At 66.1% G+C, this 21,934-nt stretch carries 23 protein-coding genes; 7 read left to right on the top strand and 16 right to left on the bottom strand.

All coding sequences use genetic code 11. The features are described 5' to 3' along the window. Positions 1–6: 6 nt before the first annotated feature. The 4 genes from gmd to DTPSY_RS02760 are packed head-to-tail and all read left to right on the top strand — an operon-like array spanning position 7 to position 3,892. Positions 7–1,047: a GDP-mannose 4,6-dehydratase gene (gene gmd, locus DTPSY_RS02775; protein WP_012655583.1), complete on the top strand. Its 1,041-nt coding sequence runs from the start codon at positions 7–9 to the stop codon at positions 1,045–1,047. Beyond that, positions 1,044–1,910, top strand: a complete 867-nt coding sequence (locus tag DTPSY_RS02770; RefSeq protein ID WP_012655582.1) for a GDP-mannose 4,6-dehydratase — start codon at positions 1,044–1,046, stop codon at positions 1,908–1,910. Before gmd ends, DTPSY_RS02770 begins: the two co-directional genes overlap by 4 nt. Positions 1,911–1,922: 12 nt before the next feature. After that, positions 1,923–2,750: a D-hexose-6-phosphate mutarotase gene (locus tag DTPSY_RS02765; protein WP_012655581.1), complete on the top strand. Its 828-nt coding sequence runs from the start codon at positions 1,923–1,925 to the stop codon at positions 2,748–2,750. Further along, the gene (locus DTPSY_RS02760; protein WP_012655580.1) at positions 2,747–3,892 is read left to right on the top strand and encodes a glycosyltransferase family 4 protein; all 1,146 of its coding nucleotides are present in this window, start codon (positions 2,747–2,749) and stop codon (positions 3,890–3,892) included. Before DTPSY_RS02765 ends, DTPSY_RS02760 begins: the two co-directional genes overlap by 4 nt. Here the strand turns inward: DTPSY_RS02760 and DTPSY_RS02755 are convergent. The 5 genes from DTPSY_RS02755 to rfbB are packed head-to-tail and all read right to left on the bottom strand — an operon-like array spanning position 3,865 to position 8,422. Then, positions 3,865–4,998 carry a glycosyltransferase gene (locus DTPSY_RS02755; RefSeq protein WP_012655579.1) on the bottom strand — a complete coding sequence of 378 codons (1,134 nt, stop codon included), beginning with the start codon at positions 4,996–4,998 and terminating at the stop codon, positions 3,865–3,867. The two genes, DTPSY_RS02760 and DTPSY_RS02755, sit on opposite strands and share 28 nt — an antisense overlap. A gap of 13 nt (positions 4,999–5,011) precedes the next feature. Continuing rightward, entirely contained in the window at positions 5,012–5,557 is a 546-nt protein-coding gene (gene rfbC, locus DTPSY_RS02750; protein WP_012655578.1) for a dTDP-4-dehydrorhamnose 3,5-epimerase, read from the bottom strand. Then, on the bottom strand, positions 5,557–6,447 hold the full coding sequence (gene rfbA / locus DTPSY_RS02745; RefSeq protein WP_012655577.1) for a glucose-1-phosphate thymidylyltransferase RfbA: 891 nt from the start codon (positions 6,445–6,447) through the stop codon (positions 5,557–5,559). Before rfbA ends, rfbC begins: the two co-directional genes overlap by 1 nt. Before the next feature lie 20 nt (positions 6,448–6,467). After that, positions 6,468–7,358 (bottom strand): dTDP-4-dehydrorhamnose reductase, encoded by an 891-nt coding sequence (gene rfbD, locus DTPSY_RS02740; protein ID WP_012655576.1) that lies wholly within the window; start codon positions 7,356–7,358, stop codon positions 6,468–6,470. Further along, entirely contained in the window at positions 7,355–8,422 is a 1,068-nt protein-coding gene (gene rfbB / locus DTPSY_RS02735; protein WP_012655575.1) for a dTDP-glucose 4,6-dehydratase, read from the bottom strand. The genes rfbD and rfbB overlap by 4 nt, the downstream gene beginning before the upstream one ends. Before the next feature lie 183 nt (positions 8,423–8,605). Between rfbB and DTPSY_RS02730 the strand changes: the two genes are divergently transcribed. Continuing rightward, the gene (locus DTPSY_RS02730) at positions 8,606–9,079 is read left to right on the top strand and encodes a phasin family protein (protein ID WP_012655574.1); all 474 of its coding nucleotides are present in this window, start codon (positions 8,606–8,608) and stop codon (positions 9,077–9,079) included. Positions 9,080–9,171: 92 nt separating this feature from the next. Continuing rightward, positions 9,172–9,834 carry a TetR/AcrR family transcriptional regulator gene (locus DTPSY_RS02725; RefSeq protein ID WP_012655573.1) on the top strand — a complete coding sequence of 221 codons (663 nt, stop codon included), beginning with the start codon at positions 9,172–9,174 and terminating at the stop codon, positions 9,832–9,834. A 21-nt stretch (positions 9,835–9,855) separates the two neighbouring features. Here the strand turns inward: DTPSY_RS02725 and DTPSY_RS02720 are convergent, their stop codons facing one another. Further along, entirely contained in the window at positions 9,856–10,632 is a 777-nt protein-coding gene (locus DTPSY_RS02720) for a type III pantothenate kinase (RefSeq protein WP_011803993.1), read from the bottom strand. A gap of 156 nt (positions 10,633–10,788) precedes the next feature. On the opposite strand from DTPSY_RS02720, the gene lysM reads away from it, so the two are divergent. Beyond that, positions 10,789–11,277: a peptidoglycan-binding protein LysM gene (lysM, locus tag DTPSY_RS02715; RefSeq protein ID WP_012655572.1), complete on the top strand. Its 489-nt coding sequence runs from the start codon at positions 10,789–10,791 to the stop codon at positions 11,275–11,277. A gap of 96 nt (positions 11,278–11,373) precedes the next feature. Here lysM and DTPSY_RS02710 read toward each other — a convergent pair whose 3' ends face one another. The 10 genes from DTPSY_RS02710 to DTPSY_RS02665 all read right to left on the bottom strand — a co-directional run bounded on the left by DTPSY_RS02710 (position 11,374) and on the right by DTPSY_RS02665 (position 21,919). After that, positions 11,374–11,823 carry a rhodanese-like domain-containing protein gene (locus DTPSY_RS02710; RefSeq protein ID WP_012655571.1) on the bottom strand — a complete coding sequence of 150 codons (450 nt, stop codon included), beginning with the start codon at positions 11,821–11,823 and terminating at the stop codon, positions 11,374–11,376. Positions 11,824–11,852: 29 nt separating this feature from the next. After that, positions 11,853–12,773, bottom strand: a complete 921-nt coding sequence (locus DTPSY_RS02705) for a M48 family metallopeptidase (RefSeq protein ID WP_012655570.1) — start codon at positions 12,771–12,773, stop codon at positions 11,853–11,855. Between the two features lies 1 nt (position 12,774). Then, positions 12,775–13,524 carry a lysophospholipid acyltransferase family protein gene (locus DTPSY_RS02700; RefSeq protein ID WP_012655569.1) on the bottom strand — a complete coding sequence of 250 codons (750 nt, stop codon included), beginning with the start codon at positions 13,522–13,524 and terminating at the stop codon, positions 12,775–12,777. Positions 13,525–13,601: 77 nt separating this feature from the next. Further along, positions 13,602–14,177: a D-glycero-beta-D-manno-heptose 1,7-bisphosphate 7-phosphatase gene (gene gmhB / locus DTPSY_RS02695; protein WP_012655568.1), complete on the bottom strand. Its 576-nt coding sequence runs from the start codon at positions 14,175–14,177 to the stop codon at positions 13,602–13,604. 84 nt (positions 14,178–14,261) lie between these two features. Next, the gene (gene glyS, locus DTPSY_RS02690; protein ID WP_012655567.1) at positions 14,262–16,424 is read right to left on the bottom strand and encodes a glycine--tRNA ligase subunit beta; all 2,163 of its coding nucleotides are present in this window, start codon (positions 16,422–16,424) and stop codon (positions 14,262–14,264) included. A 30-nt stretch (positions 16,425–16,454) separates the two neighbouring features. Continuing rightward, entirely contained in the window at positions 16,455–17,408 is a 954-nt protein-coding gene (glyQ, locus tag DTPSY_RS02685; protein WP_011803986.1) for a glycine--tRNA ligase subunit alpha, read from the bottom strand. Positions 17,409–17,514: 106 nt separating this feature from the next. Beyond that, positions 17,515–18,738, bottom strand: a complete 1,224-nt coding sequence (gene fabB, locus DTPSY_RS02680; RefSeq protein ID WP_011803985.1) for a beta-ketoacyl-ACP synthase I — start codon at positions 18,736–18,738, stop codon at positions 17,515–17,517. Beyond that, complete coding sequence (gene fabA / locus DTPSY_RS02675; protein ID WP_012655566.1) at positions 18,735–19,259, bottom strand: bifunctional 3-hydroxydecanoyl-ACP dehydratase/trans-2-decenoyl-ACP isomerase; 525 nt, start codon at positions 19,257–19,259, stop codon at positions 18,735–18,737. Before fabA ends, fabB begins: the two co-directional genes overlap by 4 nt. Before the next feature lie 183 nt (positions 19,260–19,442). Beyond that, a complete protein-coding gene (lnt, locus tag DTPSY_RS02670; protein WP_012655565.1) occupies positions 19,443–21,041 on the bottom strand; it encodes an apolipoprotein N-acyltransferase in 1,599 nt (532 codons plus the stop codon). Continuing rightward, positions 21,041–21,919 carry a CorC family transporter gene (locus tag DTPSY_RS02665; protein WP_012655564.1) on the bottom strand — a complete coding sequence of 293 codons (879 nt, stop codon included), beginning with the start codon at positions 21,917–21,919 and terminating at the stop codon, positions 21,041–21,043. Before DTPSY_RS02665 ends, lnt begins: the two co-directional genes overlap by 1 nt. Between the last annotated feature and the right edge of the window lie 15 nt (positions 21,920–21,934).

Genomic DNA, 21,934 nt, shown 5'->3' with positions numbered 1-21,934 from the left:
GCAATCATGAATAACAAGCAAGCAATCATCACTGGCATCACCGGCCAAGACGGCGCTTACCTCACCCAGCTCCTGCTCGACAAGGGCTACACCGTCTACGGTACCTACCGCCGCACCAGCTCCGTCAACTTCTGGCGCATCGAAGAGCTCGGCATCCAGAACCATTCCAAACTGCATCTGATCGAGTACGACCTGACTGACCTTGGCGCCAGTATCGCGCTGGTGCAGAAGGTCCAGCCGGACGAGATTTACAATCTGGCGGCGCAGAGCTTTGTCGGCGTGAGCTTCGACCAGCCCAGCACCACGGCACAGATTACCGGCATCGGTGCGCTGAACCTGCTGGAGGCGATTCGCCTGGTCAACCGCAAGATTCGCTTCTACCAGGCCAGCACGTCGGAGATGTTCGGCAAGGTGCAGGCCATTCCGCAGGTGGAAGATACGCCGTTCTACCCGCGCAGCCCCTACGGCGTGGCCAAGCTTTATGCGCACTGGATGACGGTGAACTACCGCGAGAGCTACGACATCTTCGGTTCCAGCGGCATCCTGTTCAACCATGAGAGCCCGCTGCGCGGCCGCGAGTTCGTGACGCGCAAGATCACCGACAGCGTGGCCAAAATCAAGCTGGGCAAACTCGATGTGCTGGAGTTGGGCAACCTGGACGCTAAGCGCGATTGGGGCTTTGCTAAGGAGTATGTCGAAGGCATGTGGCGCATGCTGCAAGCCGACGAGCCAGACACCTTCGTGCTGGCAACCAACCGCACCGAAACCGTGCGCGATTTCGTGCGCATGGCGTTCAAGGGCGCCGGCATCACGGTGGACTTCAAGGGTTCAGCCGAGAGCGAGACAGCCGTGGACACCACTAGTGGCAAGACCGTCGTGCGTGTTAACCCAAAGTTCTATCGCCCCGCAGAAGTTGACCTGCTTATCGGCAACCCCGCTAAGGCCAAGGCCAAGCTGGGGTGGGAACCTAAAACCACGCTGGAACAGTTGTGCCAGATGATGGTGGAGGCGGATTTGCGGCGCAACCAGGCGGGGTTTTCGTTTTGAGAATCCTGCTTACCGGCGCCAATGGCTTTACGGGGCGCCCTTTTGCCGAGGCGGCACGCGCCGCAGGGCGCGTTGTTGTCCCGCTGAAGGCCAACCTGGCCGACCGCGACGCACTGCGGCATGAGGTGCTGGAGACGCGGCCGGATGCCGTTGTGCACCTGGCGGCCATCAGCTTCGTGGGGCACGCCGATGACGGCGCGTTCTATGCGGTGAATACGGTGGGCACTTGCAACCTGCTCGTGGCTCTCGCCGCTCTGCCGAATCGCCCCCAGAAGGTGCTGCTGGCAAGCAGCGCCAATGTGTATGGCAACTGCGACGCCTCGCCGATCGACGAGACCCAGCCCCCCGCGCCGGTGAACCACTACGCCATGAGCAAGCTGGCCATGGAGCACATGGCGCGCACTTATGCGAACCGCCTGCCGCTGGTTATCACCCGCCCGTTCAACTACACCGGGCCCGGCCAGAACGTGAATTTTGTAATCCCCAAACTGGTGGATCACTTTGCGCGCAAGGCGGCTTCGATTGCCCTAGGCAACCTGCATGTGGAGCGCGAGTTCAACGATGTGCAGATGGTGTGCAACGCCTATCTGCAGTTGCTGGAGCACGGTGAGCCGGGTGAGGCATACAACGTGTGTTCGGGCCAGCCATACACGCTGCAGCATGTGATTGACACCTTGTCGCGCATCACCGGCCATGCCATGCATGTGGAGGTGAACCCCGCATTCGTACGCGCCAACGAGGTGCACCGCCTGTGCGGGAGCCCGGCGAAGTTGCAGGCGCTGCTGGTCAAGCAAGGCTATGCGTCAACCAACCCGCCGCTGGAGGACACCCTGCAGCGCATGCTGAGCGCCGCGGGCGCCTGAGTCGTCCTCCCTGTGACGAGCCATTCACCGACCTCTCCCCGGCTGACACCCTCACGGGCTGGTGCCCAGATTCTGCAGGCCCATCTGGGAACGGGGGGCGATATTTTTTATCTCAGCCCACGGTCTCCAGTGGGCTCTGTGCCCATACGTGGCGGCGTGCCCGTGCTCTTTCCGCAGTTTGCTGATCGCGGGCCATTGCCCAAGCATGGCCTCGCCCGTACGGCGCTGTGGGCATTGGTTCAGGAGTCGAAATCGGACGAGGCGCACAGCGCGGTCTTTGAGCTGGCACTGGCTCCCCGTCCATTGGGCGTTTGGCCGCACGCCGCCCACCTGATTTTGCAGGCCGAGGCCTCTTTGCATGGTCTGCGCCTGTGCTTGCAGATCACCAACACCGGCAGCAGCGCATTTTCATGGACGGGCGGCCTGCACCCCTATTTTGCGGTGGATGATGTGCAGACCTGCTCCTTGACAGGCCTTGCGGGTCTGCGCGTTCAGGATCGTTACGACCCCTGCCTGAGCACCGAACCCGGTGGCGCGCCCAACTGGAACGGCCAGCCCGTGGAACGGCTTTATGGCGCCTGCCCACCCCTCACGCTCTTTACCGGCTCCCGCGCTCTGGCAATCACCGCCAACGGCTTTGAGCAATGGATGGTCTGGAACCCTGGCCACGACGGTGGCGATGCCCTGCCAGACTTGCCGACCGGCGATTGGCGGCGCTTTGTGTGCATCGAGCCTGTGTGCGTTTCCCACCCGGTATCGCTTTTGCCGGGTCAAGTTTTTACAGGGACGCTCGACATACGTGTGCTGCCCTACGCTCCCACAAGTGGGGAAAGCGCTTGATACGCGTCGCCTTCAATGCCACATCCCTGCTGTCCCCGCTGACCGGCATAGGGCAATACAGCCGTCAGCTGGCTTTGGGCTTGGCGTACCACGAAGGCATTGATGCCGATTTTTTCTATGGTGCCGCCTGGAGCAAGAAGGTACGCGGCGCACCGCTGCCTGGGCCTGCGGGCCTGGTTCCGTGGTTGCGCAGCCATGTGCCTTATTCGTATGCGCTACGCCGCCTGGTGCAGAACAACCGGTTCGCTCAATACGCCAGCACACGGGCTTTTGACCTTTACCACGAGCCCAATATCCTGCCGCTGCCATTTGATGGCCCGACGGTAATCACGGTGCACGATCTCTCGTGGATACGCTACCCCGAAGCCCACCCGCCCGAGCGTGTACGAGCCATGCACAAATACTTCCAGCCTGGGCTTGAACGTGCATCGTTGGTGCTGACCGATTCTGAATTCGTCAAGCGCGAGTTGATGGATGTGTTTGGTGTGAAGCCCGCACGAATTTGCCCCGTGCTCTTGGGTGTTGAAGCAGCATTTCATCCCCGGTCCGCTGGCGAGACGCAAGCGGTGCTGGACACCCACCGATTGGTACACGGGCAATACCTTCTGGCAGTGGGCACGCTGGAGCCTCGGAAGAATCTGGCGGTGGCGCTGCAGGCCTTCATGCAACTGCCTTCCCCGCTCAGACAGCGCTTCCCGCTGGTGCTGGTGGGCATGAAAGGGTGGCACACCTCGGCACTGGAGCAGCAACTGGTCCATCTGCTTGCGGCAGGCGAGGTTCGCCAACTGGGATACTTGCCCAGGGCAGATTTGGCGGCCATCATCGCCGGAGCCACAACGCTGATCTACCCCTCCGTCTATGAAGGGTTTGGCTTGCCGCCCCTAGAGGCCATGGCGTGCGGCGTGCCGGTGATCACGTCGAATGTGTCATCCATCCCGGAAGTGGTGGGCGACGGCGGCTTCATGCTGGCCCCGCAGGATGTGGATGGCTTCGCAACAGCCATGGAAACCCTGCTCTCGGCGCCTGATGTACGCGACAGAATGGCCCACAGGGCGCTTGCACGCAGTGCCCATTTCACCTGGGATCGCTGTATCAGCCAGACCGTGGAAGCCTACTATCGGGTGCTTAGCAGTTCCTCATAAAGCTTGATATGGCTTGCCGTCATGGCGGACACTGAGTACAGTTCGGTACGGTGCAGGCCCTGTGCACCCAATATCTGACACAAGGTCTTATCTCTCAGCAACCTTGCCAGGCAATGGCCCAAGGCCACGGGATCTCCCACGGGCACGGCAAAACCGGTTTGCCCATGCACGTTGACCACGTTGACGCCGTTGCCCAGCTGGGTACACACAACAGGTTTGCCGCAGGCCATCGCCTCAAGTTGTACCAGGCCGAACGCCTCTGAGGGCTCTACCGATGGCAAACAAAACACGTCGCAGGCATGAAAGTAGGCCGACAGATCTTCTTCCGGGATACGGCCGCTGAAATACACCCGGTCAGACAGGCCCATTGCAGCAACCTGTTGCTCCAATGACGTCCGCAAGGGGCCATTTCCCCCAAGGACGAGAAACGCGTCGGTGAGCTCCAATGCCCTTATGAGCACATCAAAGCCTTTGTAATAGACATGCCGCCCCATGGCGAACACGAGCCCACGCCCGCCTGCTCGGCTACGCAGTTCGTCACGCAAGGCCATGGTGCGGGCATTGAGTTGCAGTGGCGCGTAGTCAAGCCCGTAGGGAATGACATGCCGCCTCGCCAGCGGGACACAATCCGGAATTTGCGTAGAGGAATCAAAGTGCGCCTGGGTCGCGGCAACTAGTGCGTCCGCCTGACAAACAAGGCGGCTCAAAGACGGCTTGTACAGTTTGAGCAAACGCTTTTGTCGGACGATGTCGCTATGCCAGGAAATCACGCGCGGAACGTTGCTCGGCAGCAGTATCGACGCAAGGTGCGATAAAGGATCGGGCAAGTGCAGGTGAAACAGATCGAAGGGCTGTTCGCGATGCAAAGCCAGCGCCTTGAGCGGCAAGGCAGGTGATAACGCCGTACCGTAGGCCATGCCAAACGAGGGGGCACGCACCAATCGATACAGCCCGCGGGTCTCATCAGAGCTCACGAGGCCCGAGGCCGCCACCAAGTTCACAACCTCCACCCCCTGCCCCGCAAGCCCCTGCCCGAGTAGCGTCACATGTCGCTCCAGGCCACCGTGCTCCACGTTCCAGAAACGGCCAAATTGAAGCACCCTCATCTCGTTATCGGTCTTACTTGAATACTTCTGCGTCGCACAGTGCCGCTCCCAATTGGTCTTTGGCAGATAGGATAGGTGTAATGCTTACAGGCCATGAAATGGTCAATGCTTCGTCGTTCCAGGCAATGCACCGCTCATGCTCGGGTGCGTAGTAGTCCGTCGTCTTGTACAGGAAGTCCGCGCTTTCGCTGAGCACCACAAAGCCATGCGCGAAGCCCGGCGGTACCCACAACTGGTGCTGGTTGTCCTCGGACAGCTCTGCCCCCACCCATTGCCCGAAGGTCGGTGAGCTCTTGCGGATGTCCACTGCCACATCCCACACCTTGCCCCGCGCCACACGCACCAGTTTGCCCTGTGGCTGCTGGATCTGGTAGTGCAGGCCACGCAGCACGCCCTGGCTGGAGCGGCTGTGGTTGTCTTGCACGAACTGGTGGTTTGTGCCTGTGGCCTCGTTGAAGGTCTTCTGGTTGAAGCTCTCGAAGAAGAATCCCCGTGCGTCACCGAACACTTGGGGTTCGATCAGCACCACTTCGGGGATGGCCAGTCGCGTCGCTTTCATCAGTACACCGTCTCTTTCAGCAGTCGTTGCAGGTACTGGCCGTAGCCGTTCTTGGCCAGCGGCTGGGCCAGTCGCTCCAGCCGGGCGGCATCGATCCAGCCGCTGCGCCAGGCGATTTCCTCGGGGCAGGCAATCTTCAAGCCCTGGCGCTGCTCCAGCGTGGCGATGAATTGGCTGGCGTCCAGCAGGCTGTCGTGCGTGCCGGTGTCTAGCCAGGCGTAGCCGCGGCCCATGATCTCGACGCTCAATTGGCCTTGCTCCAGGTACAGGCGGTTGAGGTCGGTGATTTCCAGTTCGCCGCGCGGGCTGGGTTGGAGCCCCTTGGCCAGTTCGACCACCTGGCTGTCATAGAAGTACAGGCCCGTGACGGCGTAGCTGGACTTAGGCTTCTGGGGTTTCTCCTCCAGGCTCAGCACTTTGCCGCTGGCATCGAATTCGGCCACGCCATAGCGCTCGGGATCGTGCACGTGGTAGGCAAAGACGCTGGCCCCTTGCGGGCGGGCCATGGCATTGGCCAGCAGTTCGTGGAAGTCGTGGCCGTAGAAGATGTTGTCGCCCAGCACCAGCGCGCTGGGGCTTCCGGCCAGGAAGTCTTCACCGATCAGGAAGGCCTGGGCCAGCCCGTCGGGGCTCGGCTGCACGGCGTATTGCAATTGCAGGCCCCACTGGCTGCCGTCCCCCAGCAGTTGCTCAAAGCGGGGCGTGTCCTGCGGGGTGCTGATGATGAGGATCTCGCGGATGCCCGCCAGCATCAGCGTGCTCAGCGGGTAGTAGATCATGGGCTTGTCATACACCGGCAGCAGTTGCTTGCTGATGGCAAGCGTTGCCGGGTGCAGGCGGGTGCCGGAGCCGCCGGCCAGGATGATGCCCTTGCGCGTGGGTGTCGTCATTGCAATGGGGGGGTGTTCGGTCAGAGGATTTCGGTGAGCATGCGCGCCACGCCCTGCTGCCAAGGCGGCAGCACCAGGCCGAAGGTGGTTTGCAGCCGGGTGGTGTCCAAGCGCGAGTTGTGCGGGCGCCGCGCCGGCGTAGGAAAGGCGCTGGTGGGCACGGGCGCCACCTCGGTTGCTTTCAATTCAATAGCTGGTTGCGCTTGCCTGGCATGCTCCAGAACGTATTTCGCATAGGAGTGCCAGTTCGTCTCGCCGCTCGCCACGCAGTGGTACAGGCCGCCGTCCCCGGGGCGGCTTTGCAGATGGCGGACGGCATGTGCCGTCACGTCGGCCAGCAGGTCAGCCCCCGTGGGCGCACCCCACTGGTCGTCGATGACGGTGAGGCGCTCGCGCTCGCTGCCTAAGCGGAGCATGGTCTTGGCAAAGTTGCCGCCGCGTGCGGCATAGACCCAGCTGGTGCGCAGGATGAGGTGGCGGCACCCTGTCTGCTGGATGCGCTGCTCGCCCTCCAGCTTGGTGGCGCCATAGACTGACAGCGGAGCCGGCGCATCGGTTTCCACCCAAGGCCGCGTGCCGCTGCCGTCGAACACGTAGTCGGTGCTGTAGTGAACGAGCCAGGTACCCAGGCGCGCAGCTTCTTCTGCCAGCACGCCGGGAGTGGTGGCATTGAGCAGCCGGGCAATCTCGGGTTCGCTCTCGGCCTTGTCCACGGCAGTGTGGGCGGCGGCGTTGACGATGACGTCAGGCCGCAGGGCGCGCACGGTCTCGCGCACGCCTTCCGGGTTGGCAAAGTCGCCGCAGTGCTCGGTGCTGTCGTGGTCCAGCGCGGTGACCCGGCCCAGCACGGCCAGGCTGCGCTGCAGTTCCCAGCCCACCTGGCCGCTCTTGCCCAGCAAGAGGATGTTCATGCCGCAGCACCTTCGTATTGCTTTTGCACCCACTCGCGGTAGGCACCGCTTTGCACCTGGGCCACCCATTCGGGGTGGTCCAGGTACCACTGCACGGTCTTGCGGATGCCGGTCTCAAAGGTTTCCGCGGGCTTCCAGCCCAGTTCGCGCTCGAGCTTGCGCGCGTCGATGGCGTAGCGCCGGTCGTGGCCAGGGCGGTCGGTCACGTAGGTGATCTGCGTCGTGTAGCTCTGGCCGTCGCTGCGCGGGCGCAACTCGTCCAGCAGGGCGCACACGGTGTTGACGATGTCGATGTTGGGCTTTTCGTTCCAGCCGCCTACGTTGTAGGTCTCGCCCAGCCGGCCCGCCTGCAGCACGCGCCGGATGGCGCTGCAATGGTCCTTGACGTACAGCCAGTCCCGGATCTGCATGCCGTCGCCATACACGGGCAGGCTCTTGCCTGCCAGGGCGTTGACGATCATCAGCGGGATGAGCTTTTCCGGAAAGTGCAGCGGGCCGTAGTTGTTGCTGCAGTTGGTGGTGAGTACCGGCAGGCCGTAGGTGTGATGCCAGGCGCGCACCAGGTGGTCACTGGCCGCCTTGCTGGCGGAGTACGGGCTGTTGGGCTCGTAGTTGTGCTCTTCGGTGAAGGCCGCAGCAGCCGGCGCCAGACTGCCATAGACCTCGTCGGTGCTCACGTGCAGGAAGCGGAATGCTTCTTTTTGTGTAGCTGGCAGCGCTTGCCAGTAGTGCCTTACGGCCTCCAAAAGCCTGAAGGTGCCGACAACGTTGGTCTGGATGAAGTCCTCGGGGCCGTGGATGGAGCGGTCTACGTGGGATTCGGCGGCGAAGTTGATCACGGCGCGTGGCTGGTGCTCGGCCAGCAGGCGATCCAACAGCGTGCGGTCACCGATGTCGCCCTGCACGAACACGTGGCTGGCATCGCCCTGCAGGCTGTCCAGGTTGTGCAGGTTGCCCGCGTAGGTGAGCTTGTCCAGGTTCACCACCGGCTCGTCACCGACAGCCAGCCAGTCGAGCACAAAGTTGGCGCCAATGAAGCCTGCGCCGCCTGTTACCAGAATCATGGGGTGAAAATCCTTCGCAGTTTCTGCCTGCAGCGTGCCTGCGGGCCAAAACCTTGGATTATCCCATTTGCTTACACCCGCATGTAACAAACTCCCATGGCGCGATTTAGGGCGCTGCACCTACATGCGCACGCTGGAGGGCGCCCACAATCACCACTCCGGCCAATGCACAAGGAGCCCCCTATGCCCCGCGTTCCTCCCGATGACGACACCGACCCCGCGCGCGAATTCCCACGCATGGCCCGGGAGTCCGCACAGCAAATCTGGCTGGCTGGCCTGGGCGCCTTTGCCAAGGCCCAGGCCGAGGGCGGCAAGGTCTTTGAGGCCCTGGTGCGCGAGGGCATGGCACTGCAGCGCAAAACGCAGGACACCGCCCAGGAGCATTGGGGCGAGGCCGCGCAGCGCATGGGGCAGATGGCCTCGGGACTGGGCGAGCGTGCCGCCGGCCAGTGGGACCGGCTGGAGGGCATCTTCGAGGAGCGCGTGTCCAAAGCCCTGCAGCGCCTCGGCGTACCCACCGCGCAGGAAGTGCAGGCCCTGCACGAGCGTATCGACGCCCTCACGCAGGAATTGCAAGCGTTGCAGGAGCGCCAAGCCGACCGCGATGGCATGACAACTGCGCCGCCGCCGTCGCGCCCATCCACCCACGAGGGTTGAACGACCCTCCGCATCAACCCGGCTGTGCACCCGCGGGCGACTGGAGTAGATTTCCGGAGCACGACAACGCCCCCGATGGGAGGAGACAGCCCATGGCGAAGAAAGCTCCCCGCCGCACCGCCGAGCGCATCCTGGAGTCCAGCCTGGCGCTGTTCAACCGCTTTGGCGAGCCCAACGTCTCCACCACGGCCATCGCCGCGGACCTGCACATCAGCGCAGGCAACCTCTATTACCACTACCCTGCCAAGGACGAGATCGTCAACGCGCTCTTCGCGCGCTACGACGAGGCGCTGAGCGGCCTGCTGCACGCGGGTGCGGACGTGCAGGACGTGGAGGACGCGTGGTTCTTCATGCACACGCTGTTCGAGCTGATCTGGCAGTACCGCTTCTTCTACCGCGACCTGAACAACCTGCTGTCGTGCAACCGCCGGCTGGAAGAGCAATTCCCCGTGCTGCTACAGGCCAAGACTGCCGCCATGCACGATCTGCTGCAGGCACTGCGGCGCCGTGGCGCCTTGCAGATGGAACCGGCGGACGCCATGCAGCCTACCGCGACCAGCATGGTGGTGGTGCTGACCTACTGGCTCAGCTTCGAGTATGTACGCGCCCCGCGCCAGGCGCTGGAACCCGAGAGCGCGCAGGCTGCGCTGCTGCACGGCGCGCGGCATGTGCTGGGGCTGCTCATGCCCTACCTGGAGCCCACCCAGCGTGCGCACCTGGCGCGGCTGGTCGGGGCCTACGACCAGGCCGCTTAACACCCGCGCTGGCGGGCCGTGTCAGGCCGGCAGCTCGGCAAACCGGCGCGCCGCGATCTCCAGCAGGCCGTCAAAGATCAGGTTTTCCACCAACTCGAACGGGCGCGTCATGCTTGGCGCCATCTTCCAGCCCGCACCGCCGGTCATCATGCAGGCGGGTTCCTGCCCGCAGTGCTGCCGCAGGTGCTGGTACATGCGCTCCACCGCGCCGGCAATGGCATAGGTGCCGCCGCTGGTCAGCGCATCGCTGGTGTTGGATGGGAACAGGCGCACCTCGCCTGTGGGCACGTGCAGCCCCGCGGTGCCTGACTCCAGTGCGCGCAGCATGATGCCGTGGCCGGGCAGGATCAGGCCGCCCAGGAAGCGACCCTCCGCGTCCAGGGCCTCCACCGTCACGGCGGTGCCCACCATCACCACGATCAGCGGCCGCGCGGGCCCCTGGGCCAGCAGGCGGTGGCGCGCACCGATCATGGCCACCCAGCGGTCCGCGCCCAGGCGGGTGGGATGGTCGTAGCCGTTGATGACGCCGGCTTCCTGCGCGGACGGCACCACCCAGCGCGCGGGCACGTCCCACAGCTCCATCTGCTCGGCCACGCGGCGCTTGACCGCGTCGCCCGCCACCACGCAACCCAGCATATGCCGGGGCGCAGGCAGGTGGGACCACGGGCCCTCGGCCAGGCGTTCGATATGGTCCAGGAATTCAGCGCCATGGGCCAGCAGGCCGGCACCGGGCTGCGCTGCGTCGAACAACGCCCACTTGAGACGGGTGTTGCCCACGTCGATGGCCAGGAAAGTCATGGCGCGGATTATCCGTTTTTTGCCTTTGCCTCCCGCAGAGCGCCGCAAATGCACGCGCTGCCGCCGGCGCGGGCGTTTTTCCGACATGGCGGTGCCGGACAGTACGGCTATAGTGGTCCCGACCGTTTCTGCAACCCCCAAGAAGGAGAGAAAGCCATGGGTCTTTTCAGTTTCATCAAGGAAGCCGGCGAGAAGCTGTTTGGCGGCAAGGACGCGCAGGCTTCCACAGCCACCGCGCCCACGCAGGCCGAGCTTAACGACAAGGCGGGCAAGGCGATCGAGGCCTACATCGCGTCGCAGAACCTGGGCGTGAGCGACGTGCAAGTCCACTTCGAAGGCCCCGAGGGCAAGGTGACGGTGAAGGGCACCGCACCTACGCAGGCGGCTAAGGAAAAGGTCACCCTGTGCTGCGGCAACGTGGCCAGCGTGACCAGCGTGGACAACCAGATGAGCGTGACCAACCCCGAGCCCGAAGCGCAGTACCACGATGTGGTGCGCGGCGACACGCTGAGCGCCATCGCCAAGAAGTTCTATGGCGACGCCAACAAGTACCCGGTGATCTTCGAGGCCAACAAGCCCATGCTGACCCACCCCGACAAGATCTACCCCGGCCAGAAGCTGCGCATTCCGCCGCTGGCCAAGTAAGCCCCGTCAATCTCAAGCCAAAACGGCTGCCAGCGCTTGCACATCATGCGCTGGCAGCTATTTTTTTGAGAGCGTCACAAATGGCAGGCAACCCGCTCAGCCCTGCCGCCACGGCAGGCCGCGAAAGCGCCAGCCGCTGCGCCGGTTGCGCTGGCCGTTCTCGTCCGGCTCACCCTCGAAGCCTTCCAGGATGTTGTAGGCCTTGATGCCCAGCTCGGTCGCGCGCCGCGCCGCGGCCACCGAGCGCACGCCGCTGCGGCACAGCAGCACCGCCGTGCCGCCGGGCGGCACTGCCGCGCGCAGCTGTGCGTCGAAATCGGCATTGGGTTGCATGCCGGGCCATTGCTTCCAGGCCGCGGCCACGGCGCCGGGCACGAAGCCCACCCAGTCGCGCTCGGCATCGGTGCGCACGTCCACCAGCACCGCCTGGCCGGCGCGCACCCATTGCCACGCCAGCGGCGGGCTCACGTCGCCGGCGTAGCCCTCGGCGGGCAGAGGTTGCTCAGAAGCGTGGAGGTCGGGCGTGGGTGTGTTCATGGCGGCCATTCTGGCAGACCATGGCCGCCGCGCGCCCATCAGTCCCAGGGCGGCGCGGGCTGCTCGCGCAGGCTGCGGCGCAGCGCGGCGTAGTCGGGCACCACGGTGGCCACGGTGTCCCAGAAGCGCGGGCTGTGGTCCATCACGCGCAGGTGCGACAGCTCGTGCGCGACCACGTAGTCGATGATGGCCGGGCGGTAGTGCATGAGCCGCCAGTTCAGCCGGATGGAGCCGTCGGCCCGCGCGCTGCCCCAGCGGGTGTTGGCGCTGGACAGGCGCAGCCGCGTCCAGCGCACATCCAGCAGCGGCGCGAAGTGGTGCAGCCGCTCGGTGAAGCAGCGGCGCGCATCGCGCATCAGCCAGGCCTGCACCGCGTCGCGCACCTGGGCGGGCGCGGCGCTGCGCGCCAGGGCGATGCGCAGCGCGCGACCGGTTGCGCCGCCCTGCTCCTCGAGCGCTCCACCGCGCGCGGCGAAGCCGTGCGTGGGGTCCAGCACCACGGTGAGCGGCTCGCCCAGGTAGGGCAGCACGGCGCCGTCGCCCCAGACGATGCGCGCGCGCTCTTCCTGCTGGCGGCGCGCCTGCTGCTCGCCAAGCTTGCGCAGGATCCACGGCGCCTTGTCGCGCAGCGCGGCATCCACGCCCGCCAGCGTGACCCAGGAGGGCGCGCGCACGGACAGGCCTTCGGGCCCCACGGTAAAGCCGATGGAGCGCCGGCGCGCACGCTGCAGCGCATAGGCCACCACCGCGTCGCCCAGCAGCACCTCGCGGCTGGCCGCCGGGTGGCGGAACACGGCAGGCGTGAGCAGATCGCCCAGCGGCGGCGCTGGCGCTACTAATAAAGGAGCTTCTGGCGCTTGCTGGACGGGCGCCATCGCCCGTTTCGGCTGTGGCACCCCGGAATCCGGGCTGCTCCCGCCGCCCAGGAAGTCCAGCGCCAGCTGCACCAGCCGCTGCATGTCAGCCGGCGGTGGGGGGGTAGGCGTCGGGGTCCAGGCGGCGCATCTCGCCCTCGATCCAGGCCTCGACCTCGCGCATCAGCTCGTCAGGCTTGCGCCCCTCGGTGGGGATGGGCCGGCCGACGGACACGTGCACCACCCCCGGACGCTTGATGAAGGCCTTGCGCGGCCAGACCGTGGCCGAGGTCACGGCGATCGGCACCACGGGCACGCCGGCGTCGATGGCCAGGCGCGTGCCGCCGCTCTTGTAGTCGCCCTTGGCGCCGCGTTCCGTGCGCGTGCCCTCGGGAAACATGATGACCCAGGTGCCCTTGGCCAACAGGCGGCGGCCTTGCTGCAGCACCTTGGCGAAGGCGCGGGCGCGCTGGCCGCGGTCGATGTGGATCATGTCCAGGCTGCCGATGGACCAGCCGAAAAACGGCACCGAGAGCAGTTCCTTCTTGAACACGTAGGCCAGCGGGTGCGGCATGATCGCCGGCATCAGGAAGGTCTCGTAGGTGGACTGGTGCTTGACCAGCAGCACCGCGCCCTGCTGCTCGCCCTGGGGCAGGTGCTCCATGCCGGTGATCTGCGTGCGGATGCCCAGCAGCCAGCGCGCCGAGTCGATGCACAGCTTCAGCCAGGCGCGCGCCACGCGGTAGCGCGCCGCCGGGCTGCCGCCCAGCACACGCACCAGCAAGATGCCCAGGGTGTAGGGGACTACGGTGACGACCATCACCAACAAATGAAGAATGGAGCGGATCAGTGCCATGAAGCAATTTTCAGTGTTTTTGGCCTCTAGCGCCCATGCAGTAAGCGCGAGCAGCTATCAATTCAATAGTCTTCGCATCACAGGGCCACGGGCAGGCTGGCACCGTTCTGCGGGGCGATGAAATCCGCCAGCGCGCCCAGGCTGGCATGGGCGCGCGTGCCGGCGGGCCAGCCGGGCGGCAGGCTCTGGCGCGGGTCCAGGTGGGCCGAGCGACCGGTGCAGACCATGTGCAGTTGCGCGCCCAGCTCGCTCGCCGCCTGCAGGTGGGCCGCACTGCTGCCCGCCACCAGAATTTCCTGCCCCTCCGCGCCGTAGCGATCGCGGATCTGCTCCATCAGGCCCGGAGCGGGCTTGCGGCAGTGGCATTGCTCGCTCTCGGTGTGGGGGCAGTAGAACACCGCGTCGATGCGCCCACCCAGCGTGGCCAGCTGCCGGTGCATCTTTGCGTGGATGGCCACCAGGGTCTGCGCATCGAAGAGGCCGCGGCCCAGGCCCGGCTGGTTGGTGGCCACCACCACATGCCAGCCCGCGTGGTTCAGCCGCGCCACGGCCTCCAGCGCGCCAGGCACCGGCACCCATTCGTCGGGCGAGGCGATGAAGCCATCGCCCAGCGCGTTGAGCGTTCCGTCTCGGTCCAGGATGGCGAGTTTCATGGCGCGATTATCAAAGCAACGCTGCCGCGCCGCCCGCGTCCGCCGTCACCGGCGTAACGGTCCAGGCCCCACAGCCGCGCACGGTCACACCGCCAGGCGCGAGAGGTCGGCCACGCGGTTCATCGCCATGTGCAGCTTCTTGAGCAGGCCCTGGCGGTTCAGGCGCAACGCCAGCTCCTCGGCATTGACCATCACGTCGTCGAAGAACGCGTCCACGGGCGCGCGCAGCACGGCCAGGGTTTGCAGGCTGGCGGTGTAGTCGCCGCTGTCGAACTGGGCGTTGGCCTCGGGCACGAAGCGCTGCAGCGCGGCGTACAGGTCCTTCTCGGCGGGCTCTTGCAGCAGTTCCTCATTCACGTGCGGATCCACTTCGCCGGCCTTCTTGAGGATGTTGGTCACGCGCTTGTTGGCCGCGGCCAGCGCGGGCGCCTGCTCCAGCGTGGCGAATGCACGCACGGCCTCGATCTGCCGGGGCACCAGCGCCAGGCGCTGCGGACGCAGGGCAATCACGGCGTCCACCTCCTGGGCGCTGTAGCCCTGCTCGCGCAGGGAGCCAGCCAGGCGGTCGTAGATGAAGTCGGCCAACTGGGCGCTGGTGTCCTCGATCTTGTCGCCGAAAGCCGGCACCGCGCTGGCCAGCAGCGCATCCAGATCCAGCGGCAGCTCCTTCTCGACCAGCATGCGGATCACGCCCAGCGCATGGCGGCGCAGCGCAAACGGGTCGCGGTCGCCCGTGGGCAGGTTGCCAATGCCGAACATGCCCACCAGCGTCTCCAGCTTGTCGGCCAGCGCAACGACCACGCCCACGTTCTCGCGCGGCAGCGCGTCGCCGGCAAAGCGCGGCTTGTAATGGTCCTCGATGGCATGCGCCACCTCGTCGGGCAGGCCGTCGCTCACCGCGTAGTAGCCGCCCATGATGCCCTGCAGCTCGGGGAACTCGCCCACCATGTCGGTGACCAGGTCGGTCTTGGCCAGCAGCGCGGCGTTGTCCACGCAGGTCAGCAGATAGTCCTGCGCGATCTCGCCTTCCTGAGAGTCCAGCGCCGCGTTGCCTTGCGCAAGCGCCGTGAACAGCTGCGTGGCGATGGCCTTGGCGATATGGCGCACCCGCTCCACGCGTTCGCCCTGCGTGCCCAGCTTGTTGTGGTAGACCACCTTGGCCAGCTGGTCCACGCGGCTGACCAGGGTCTTCTTGCGGTCCTGATCGAAGAAGAACTTGGCATCCGCCAGGCGCGGGCGCACCACGCGCTCGTTGCCCTGGATGACGGCGCTGGCGTCCTGCGGGCTGATGTTGCTCACCACCAGGAACTGGTGGGTGAGCTTGCCCTCGGCATCCAGCAGCGGGAAGTACTTCTGGTTGGCCTTCATGGTGAGGATCAGGCACTCCTGCGGCACGGCGAGGAAGTCCTTCTCGAATTCGCAGACCAGCACGTTCGGACGCTCGACCAGCGCCGTCACCTCGTCGAGTAACGCATCGTCGTCGATGGGGCGCACACCGCCGCCTACACGGTCGGCGGCCGCCTGCAGCTGGCGCGCGATCTCGGCGCGGCGCTCGGCAAAGCTAGCAATCACCGCGCCTTCGCTGCGCAGTTGCTCGGCGTAGCTGTCGGCGCTCTGGATCACGACCGGGTCCACGGAGGCCTCGAAGCGGTGGCCGTGCGTGGTGTTGCCGGCCGTCAGGCCCAGGGCCTGCACGCCCACCAGCACCTCGCTGCCATGCAGCGCCACCAGGCCGTGCGCCGGGCGCACGAAATGCACGCTGGTCCAACCGTCCTGCAACTGGTAGCGCATCACCTTCGGGATCGGCAGCTTGGCAATGGCCTCGTCCAGCGCCTTCTGCAGGCCATCGGCCAGCAGCGCGCCCTTGGCCATGCTTTCAAAGAACAGCACCTCGGCCTTGCCATCGTGCACGCGCTTGAGCTGCGGCACGCTGGCGGCGTCGGCGCCCAGCGCAGCCAACTTCTTGAGCAGCGCCGGCGTGGGCTGGCCGCTCGCATCCAGACCCACGGCCACGGGCATGAGCTTTTGCGACACCGCCTTGTCGGCCGCGGCGGGCAGCACTTCGGTGATGTGCGCCGCCAGCCGGCGCGGCGAGGCAAAGGCGGTGAGCTGCGAATGTGCCGAGGTCAGGCCTTGCGCCTGCAATTGCTCCAGCAGCACGCCCGCGAAGGCATCGCCGAGCTTTTGCAGGGCCTTCGGGGGCAGTTCTTCGACAAACAGTTCGACAAGAAGATTCTGGTGATTCATGGTGTGTTTCTCGCTGCGCGGCGCGTGCGCTCAGGCGGCCTTCTTGTTCTGTTGTTCCGCGGCCTTGGCCAGTTCGGCCAGCACTTCGTCGGCATGCGCCTTGGGCGCCATGGGGAAGCCCAGGCGCGCACGGCTGTCCAGGTAGGCCTTGGCCACGGCGCGCGCCAGGTTGCGGATGCGGCCGATGTAGGCGGCGCGCTCGGTCACGGAGATCGCCCCGCGCGCATCCAGCAGGTTGAACGTGTGCGCCGCCTTGAGCACCTGCTCGTAGGCCGGCAGCGCGAGCTGCTCGCCCATCAGGTGGTTGGCCTGCTTTTCATGGGCGCCGAAGGCGGTGAAGAGGAACTCGGCGTCGGAATGCTCGAAGTTGTAGGTGGACTGCTCCACCTCGTTCTGGTGGTACACGTCGCCATAGGTCAATTTCGCGCCATTCGGGCCCTCGGTCCAGGTCAGGTTGTAGACGTTGTCCACGCCCTGCAGGTACATGGCCAGGCGCTCCAGGCCATAGGTGATCTCGCCCGTGGCGGGCTTGCAGTCGATGCCGCCGACCTGCTGGAAATAGGTGAACTGCGTCACCTCCATGCCGTTGAGCCACACCTCCCAGCCCAGGCCCCAGGCGCCCAGCGTGGGGTTCTCCCAGTCATCTTCCACGAAGCGGATGTCGTTCTTCTTGAGGTCAAAGCCCAGGGCTTCGAGCGAGCCCAGGTACAGCTCCAGGATGTTGTCGGGCGCGGGCTTGAGCACCACTTGGTACTGGTAGTAATGCTGCAGGCGGTTGGGGTTCTCGCCATAGCGGCCGTCCTTGGGGCGGCGGCTGGGCTGCACGTAGGCGGCCTTCCAGGGCTCCGGGCCCAGAGCTCTCAAAAACGTAGCTGTATGCGACGTACCGGCGCCCACTTCCATGTCATAGGGCTGCAAGAGTGCGCAACCCTGGTCGGCCCAGTAGGACTGCAGTTTGAGGATGATTTGTTGGAATGTCAGCATGGCTGTGTGTCTGAGAGAGCGGGCGCGCTCGCACGCGCGAACCGGCAATTTTAGGCGTCCAAGCAAAACGGGGGCCGCAGCCCCCGTCGTACCTGGCCCGAGGCCGTCACTGGCCTTGCCAGCGGCGCAGCACCAGGCTGGCGTTGGTGCCGCCAAAGCCGAAGCTGTTGGACAGCACGTGGGTCAACTGCGCGTCGCGCGTCTGGGTCACCAGCGGCATGGAGCCGAGCAGCGGGTCCGGCGTCTCCACGTTGGCCGAACCGGCGATGAAGCCCTTGTTCAGCATGATCAGGCAGTAGATCGCTTCCTGCACGCCGGTGGCGCCCAGCGAATGGCCGGTGAGCGACTTGGTGCTGGAGAACGGCGGCACGGCCTCGCCGAACACCGCCTGCATCGCACGCACTTCCTGCATGTCGCCCACAGGCGTGGAGGTGCCGTGGGTGTTGATGTAGTCGATGGGCGCGCCCAGTCCTTCCATGGCCTGCTGCATGCAGGCGATGGCGCCGTCGCCCGACGGGGCCACCATGTCCTCACCGTCGCTCGTAGCGCCAAAGCCCACGACCTCACCCAGGATGGTGGCGCCGCGCGCCAGTGCATGCTCCAGGCTTTCCAGCACCACGGCACCGCCGCCGCCGGCGATCACGAAGCCGTCGCGGTTGGCGTCATAGGCGCGCGAGGCCTTCTCGGGCGTGGCGTTGTACTTGCTGGACATGGCGCCCATGCCGTCGAACAGCAGCGACATGCCCCAGGACAGCTCTTCGCCGCCGCCGGCGAACATCACGTCTTGCAGGCCCCAGGCGATCTGCTGCGCAGCGGCGCCGATGCAGTGCGCCGACGTGGAGCAGGCCGAGGTAATGGAATAGTTGATGCCCTTGACCTTGAAGTTGGTCGCGAGGCACGCCGAGACGGTGGAGCTCATGCAGCGCGTGACCTGGTAGGGTCCCACGCGGCGGATGCCTTTTTCGCGCAGCGTGTCGGCCGCCTCGATCTGGTTGGCGGGAGAGCCGCCGCCCGAGCCCATGATGAGGCCGGTGCGCGGGTGGCTGACCTGTTCGGGGGTGAGGCCGGCCTGCTGGATGGCGTCTTCCAGGGCAATCTGCGCATAGGCCGCGGCGTCGCCCATGAAGCGCAGCTGCTTGCGGTCGATGCGCGCCTCGACGTCGATCTCAGGCACGCCCGCCACCTGGCTGCGCAGGCCCAGCTCGGTGAACTGGGGCACGGCCTTGATGCCGGAGCGGCTGGCGCGCAGCGCCTCCTCCACGGTCTGCAGATCGTTGCCAATGCACGAGACGATGCCCGCGCCCGTGATCACCACCCGTTTCTTGGTCATGCTGCGCTTCCCTGTGCGTCGCCTTCGCGCAGGAACAGACCCACGCGCAGGTCGTTGGCCACGTAGATTTCCTTGCCGTCGGCCAGCAGGCGTGCATCGCCGATGGCCATGTTGAGTTTGCGCTTGATGACGCGCTTGATGTCGATTTCGTAGGTCACGAGCTTCACGTCCGGGCCCACCTCGCCGGTGAACTTGACCTCGCCCGCGCCCAGCGCGCGGCCACGGCCCGGCAGGCGCAGCCAGGTGAGATAGAAGCCGATGAGCTGCCACATGGCATCCAACCCCAGGCAGCCGGGCATGACCGGGTCACCCTGGAAATGGCAGGCGAAGAACCACAGGTCGGGCTTGACGTCGAGTTCGGCCACGATCTTTCCCAGGCCATGCGCGCCGCCGTCGGTGTCGATGTGCGTGATGCGATCGAACATCAGCATGGGGGGCAGGGGCAGGCGCCCGCTGTCCGGACCGAACAACCGGCCCTCGCCCGAGGCGATGAGTTGTTCGTACGAGAAGGAATCAGCCATTGTCAATCGTGCTCCAGACGGCCCGTGCCGTCGCGGTAGGTGGTTGTCGTTGATGCAAAAAAATCAGCGCGCGGCCCGCGGCCACGGGCGGCGAAGGCCCTCTATTATCCAGGCTCGCGCGCGCTCTGGCCTGTAACCGTGCCCCGGGAAAGCCCGCTGGCTACCGCGCCGGGATGATCTGGATCAATTTCCAGCCCGCGCCCGCCCTGTGCGCCCGCGCAGGCACCAGGCCAGCCCCGCCACTGCAAACCCGAGCGCCCACAGGGGCCAAAGCCCCCAGCGCGCCACCCACCGGGCGTACGGCGTGGCGGCGCCACCACGCCCCTGCACCTGGGCGCGCAGCACGCCGCGCTGATAAGCCGGCATGCGGTGCGTGACCTGCCCGCGGTGGTCGATCACCGCCGTGGCGCCGGTGTTGGTGGCACGCACCATGGGACGCTCGAACTCCAGCGCGCGCAGACGGCTGATGGCCAAGTGCTGGTCCACCGCCACGGTGTTGCCGAACCAGCCGATGTTGCTCAGGTTCACGAGGATGGTGGGGCTGCTCGCCGGGTCGAGAAAGCGCACGCCGATCTCCTCGCCGAACAAGTCCTCGTAGCAGATATTGGGCGCTATGCGCTCGCCGGCCCACGCCAGCGACGGCTGACCCACCGCGCCGCGGTTGAAGTCGCCCAGGGGGATGTTCATCATCTCGGTGAACCAGCGGAAGAACGGCGGGATGAACTCGCCGAACGGCACCAGGTGGTGCTTGTCGTAGCGGTAGGGCTGCGACTGCTCGGGCGCAAAGCCCAGCACCGAGTTGGTATAGCCCTCTTCCAGGCTGCCCAGCGGGATGCCCAGCAGCAGCGCCTGGCCGCCTGCGGCATAGCGCTCGGCCATGCCCTCCAAATAGCCGGGCACCAGTTGCTGCGGCAACAGGGGGATGGCCGTCTCGGGCGCCACCACCAGGCTGGCCTTGGCCGCGTGGATCTGGTCGTAATACCACTGCAGCGCCATCGGCACGCCACTGCCGGGCTGGAACTTCTCGTCCTGCGGGATGTTGCCCTGCAGCAGCGCCAGCGACAGCGGCGCATGCACGGGCGGCGGGGCACCGCAGCCCTCGACGGCGCAGTGGCGCTGCCAGGCGGCCCCTGCCCCCACGGCCGTGAGCGCGAGGACCAGCGCCCAGGCACGTGCGTTGCGCAGGTCGGCGCGGCGCGCCTGCGCCAGCAACATGGCCAAGAGCGCCGCCGCAGCACCGATGCCGTACACGCCCACGCTGCGCGCCAGCGCGGCCAGGGGCCCCTGCACATGCGCGTAGCCGCCTGCGCCCCACGGAAAGCCGGTCCACCATTGGCCGCGTGCCAATTCCGCCAACAACCACAGCGCAGCAAAAACGATAGCTGCCAACGCTCTATGGACGGGCGCTAGGGCCCAAAAACATGCAGAAACCGCTGCGTAATAACTGCCGAGGAACGCCGCCAGCCCCAGCACCGCCAGCACGGCCAGCGGCGCGGCCAGTCCCCCATACGTGTGCATGGAGATGAACAGCCACCAGAACGTGCCCGCGAGCCACGCCGTGGCGAACACCCAGCCCAGCAGGCCGGCCCGGCGTGTACCGCCGGCGCCCAGCAGCACATGCGCCCACAAGCCCAGCGACAGGATCTGCAGCCACCACAGCGGCTGTCCGCCCCAGGGCCAGGCCAGCGATGCGGCCTGCGCCAGCCCGGCCACCAGTGCCAGCACCCAGGGCAACGGGCCGCGGCGCGGTGCGTGCGCGGCCAAGGGCGGTGCGACGGCCATCAGCGTTCGGACTCGGGCGTGCCCGCCGCCGGTGCGACCTTGAACCAGCGCACCGACCCGCCCTTGGTGTGCATCACCACAAACTGCAGGCCGCCGAGCACCACGGACTCTCCCTTGCGCGGCATGCGGCCCAGCTCATGCGCGATCAGGCCGCCGATGGTGTCAAAGCTCTCATCGGGGTCGCTGCCCTGCAGCGCCACGCCGAAGGCCTCGGCCACGCGCTCCACGGGCGTGTCGCCGCTCACGCGGAAGGTGCGGTCGGCCAGGCCGAAGATGTCGCCCTCGTCCTCGGGGATATCGAACTCGTCCTCGATCTCGCCCACGATCTGCTCGATCACGTCCTCGAACGTCACCAGACCGGCGATGCGGCCGAACTCGTCGATGGCGATGGCCATGTGGTTGCGCGTGTTGCGAAACTCACGCCCCAGGTCATGCAGGCCCTTGCTCTCGGGCACGAACAGCGCCGGGCGCACCAGCGTGCGCACGTTCAGCCCCGGCGAGCGCCAGAGCTTGAGCAGATCCTTGGCCAGCAGGATGCCGATGATGTTGTCGCGCTCGCCCTGGTACACCGGAAAGCGCGAGTGCGCGGTATGCAGCACCTGGTGCATGAGCTCATCCACCGGCGCGTCGATGTCCAGCATGTCCATGCGTGGCGCGGGCACCAGCACGTCGCCCGCGGTCATCTCGGCCATGCGCAGCACGCGCTCCAGCATCACCCGCGCATCGGCGTTGATGACGTCGTTGTCCTCGGCCTCGGCCAGCGTGGCGATGAGCTCGGCCGTCGAGTCCGGCCCGGGGTTGATGAACTCGACGAGGCGCTGCAGGAACGTGCGCTTGTCCTCCTTGTCGGAGGCGCGCGCAGGGTGGGGGTCGGACACGGGAACGGGTGCAGG

Source organism: [Acidovorax] ebreus TPSY, assembly GCF_000022305.1.
GTDB classification, from domain to species: Bacteria; Pseudomonadota; Gammaproteobacteria; order Burkholderiales; family Burkholderiaceae_C; genus Diaphorobacter; species Diaphorobacter nitroreducens.
This window is presented reverse-complemented; position numbering and strand designations above follow the sequence as displayed.

What these genes read in the sequence shown, in the direction of transcription:
- rfbC (WP_012655578.1), bottom strand. Translation starts at nt 5,557, where the DNA reads ATGAAAGCGACGCGACTGGCCATCCCCGAAGTGGTGCTGATCGAACCC.
- DTPSY_RS02720 (WP_011803993.1), bottom strand. Translation starts at nt 10,632, where the DNA reads ATGACTTTCCTGGCCATCGACGTGGGCAACACCCGTCTCAAGTGGGCG.
- lnt (WP_012655565.1), bottom strand. Translation starts at nt 21,041, where the DNA reads ATGGCCGTCGCACCGCCCTTGGCCGCGCACGCACCGCGCCGCGGCCCG.
- DTPSY_RS02705 (WP_012655570.1), bottom strand. Translation starts at nt 12,773, where the DNA reads ATGCAGCGGCTGGTGCAGCTGGCGCTGGACTTCCTGGGCGGCGGGAGC.
- DTPSY_RS02755 (WP_012655579.1), bottom strand. Translation starts at nt 4,998, where the DNA reads ATGAGGGTGCTTCAATTTGGCCGTTTCTGGAACGTGGAGCACGGTGGC.
- rfbD (WP_012655576.1), bottom strand. Translation starts at nt 7,358, where the DNA reads ATGAACATCCTCTTGCTGGGCAAGAGCGGCCAGGTGGGCTGGGAACTG.
- DTPSY_RS02710 (WP_012655571.1), bottom strand. Translation starts at nt 11,823, where the DNA reads ATGGCCGCCATGAACACACCCACGCCCGACCTCCACGCTTCTGAGCAA.
- glyS (WP_012655567.1), bottom strand. Translation starts at nt 16,424, where the DNA reads ATGAATCACCAGAATCTTCTTGTCGAACTGTTTGTCGAAGAACTGCCC.
- fabB (WP_011803985.1), bottom strand. Translation starts at nt 18,738, where the DNA reads ATGACCAAGAAACGGGTGGTGATCACGGGCGCGGGCATCGTCTCGTGC.
- DTPSY_RS02700 (WP_012655569.1), bottom strand. Translation starts at nt 13,524, where the DNA reads ATGGCACTGATCCGCTCCATTCTTCATTTGTTGGTGATGGTCGTCACC.
- DTPSY_RS02730 (WP_012655574.1), top strand. Translation starts at nt 8,606, where the DNA reads ATGCCCCGCGTTCCTCCCGATGACGACACCGACCCCGCGCGCGAATTC.
- gmhB (WP_012655568.1), bottom strand. Translation starts at nt 14,177, where the DNA reads ATGAAACTCGCCATCCTGGACCGAGACGGAACGCTCAACGCGCTGGGC.
- rfbB (WP_012655575.1), bottom strand. Translation starts at nt 8,422, where the DNA reads ATGATTCTGGTAACAGGCGGCGCAGGCTTCATTGGCGCCAACTTTGTG.
- rfbA (WP_012655577.1), bottom strand. Translation starts at nt 6,447, where the DNA reads ATGACGACACCCACGCGCAAGGGCATCATCCTGGCCGGCGGCTCCGGC.
- fabA (WP_012655566.1), bottom strand. Translation starts at nt 19,259, where the DNA reads ATGGCTGATTCCTTCTCGTACGAACAACTCATCGCCTCGGGCGAGGGC.
- DTPSY_RS02725 (WP_012655573.1), top strand. Translation starts at nt 9,172, where the DNA reads ATGGCGAAGAAAGCTCCCCGCCGCACCGCCGAGCGCATCCTGGAGTCC.
- gmd (WP_012655583.1), top strand. Translation starts at nt 7, where the DNA reads ATGAATAACAAGCAAGCAATCATCACTGGCATCACCGGCCAAGACGGC.
- lysM (WP_012655572.1), top strand. Translation starts at nt 10,789, where the DNA reads ATGGGTCTTTTCAGTTTCATCAAGGAAGCCGGCGAGAAGCTGTTTGGC.
- glyQ (WP_011803986.1), bottom strand. Translation starts at nt 17,408, where the DNA reads ATGCTGACATTCCAACAAATCATCCTCAAACTGCAGTCCTACTGGGCC.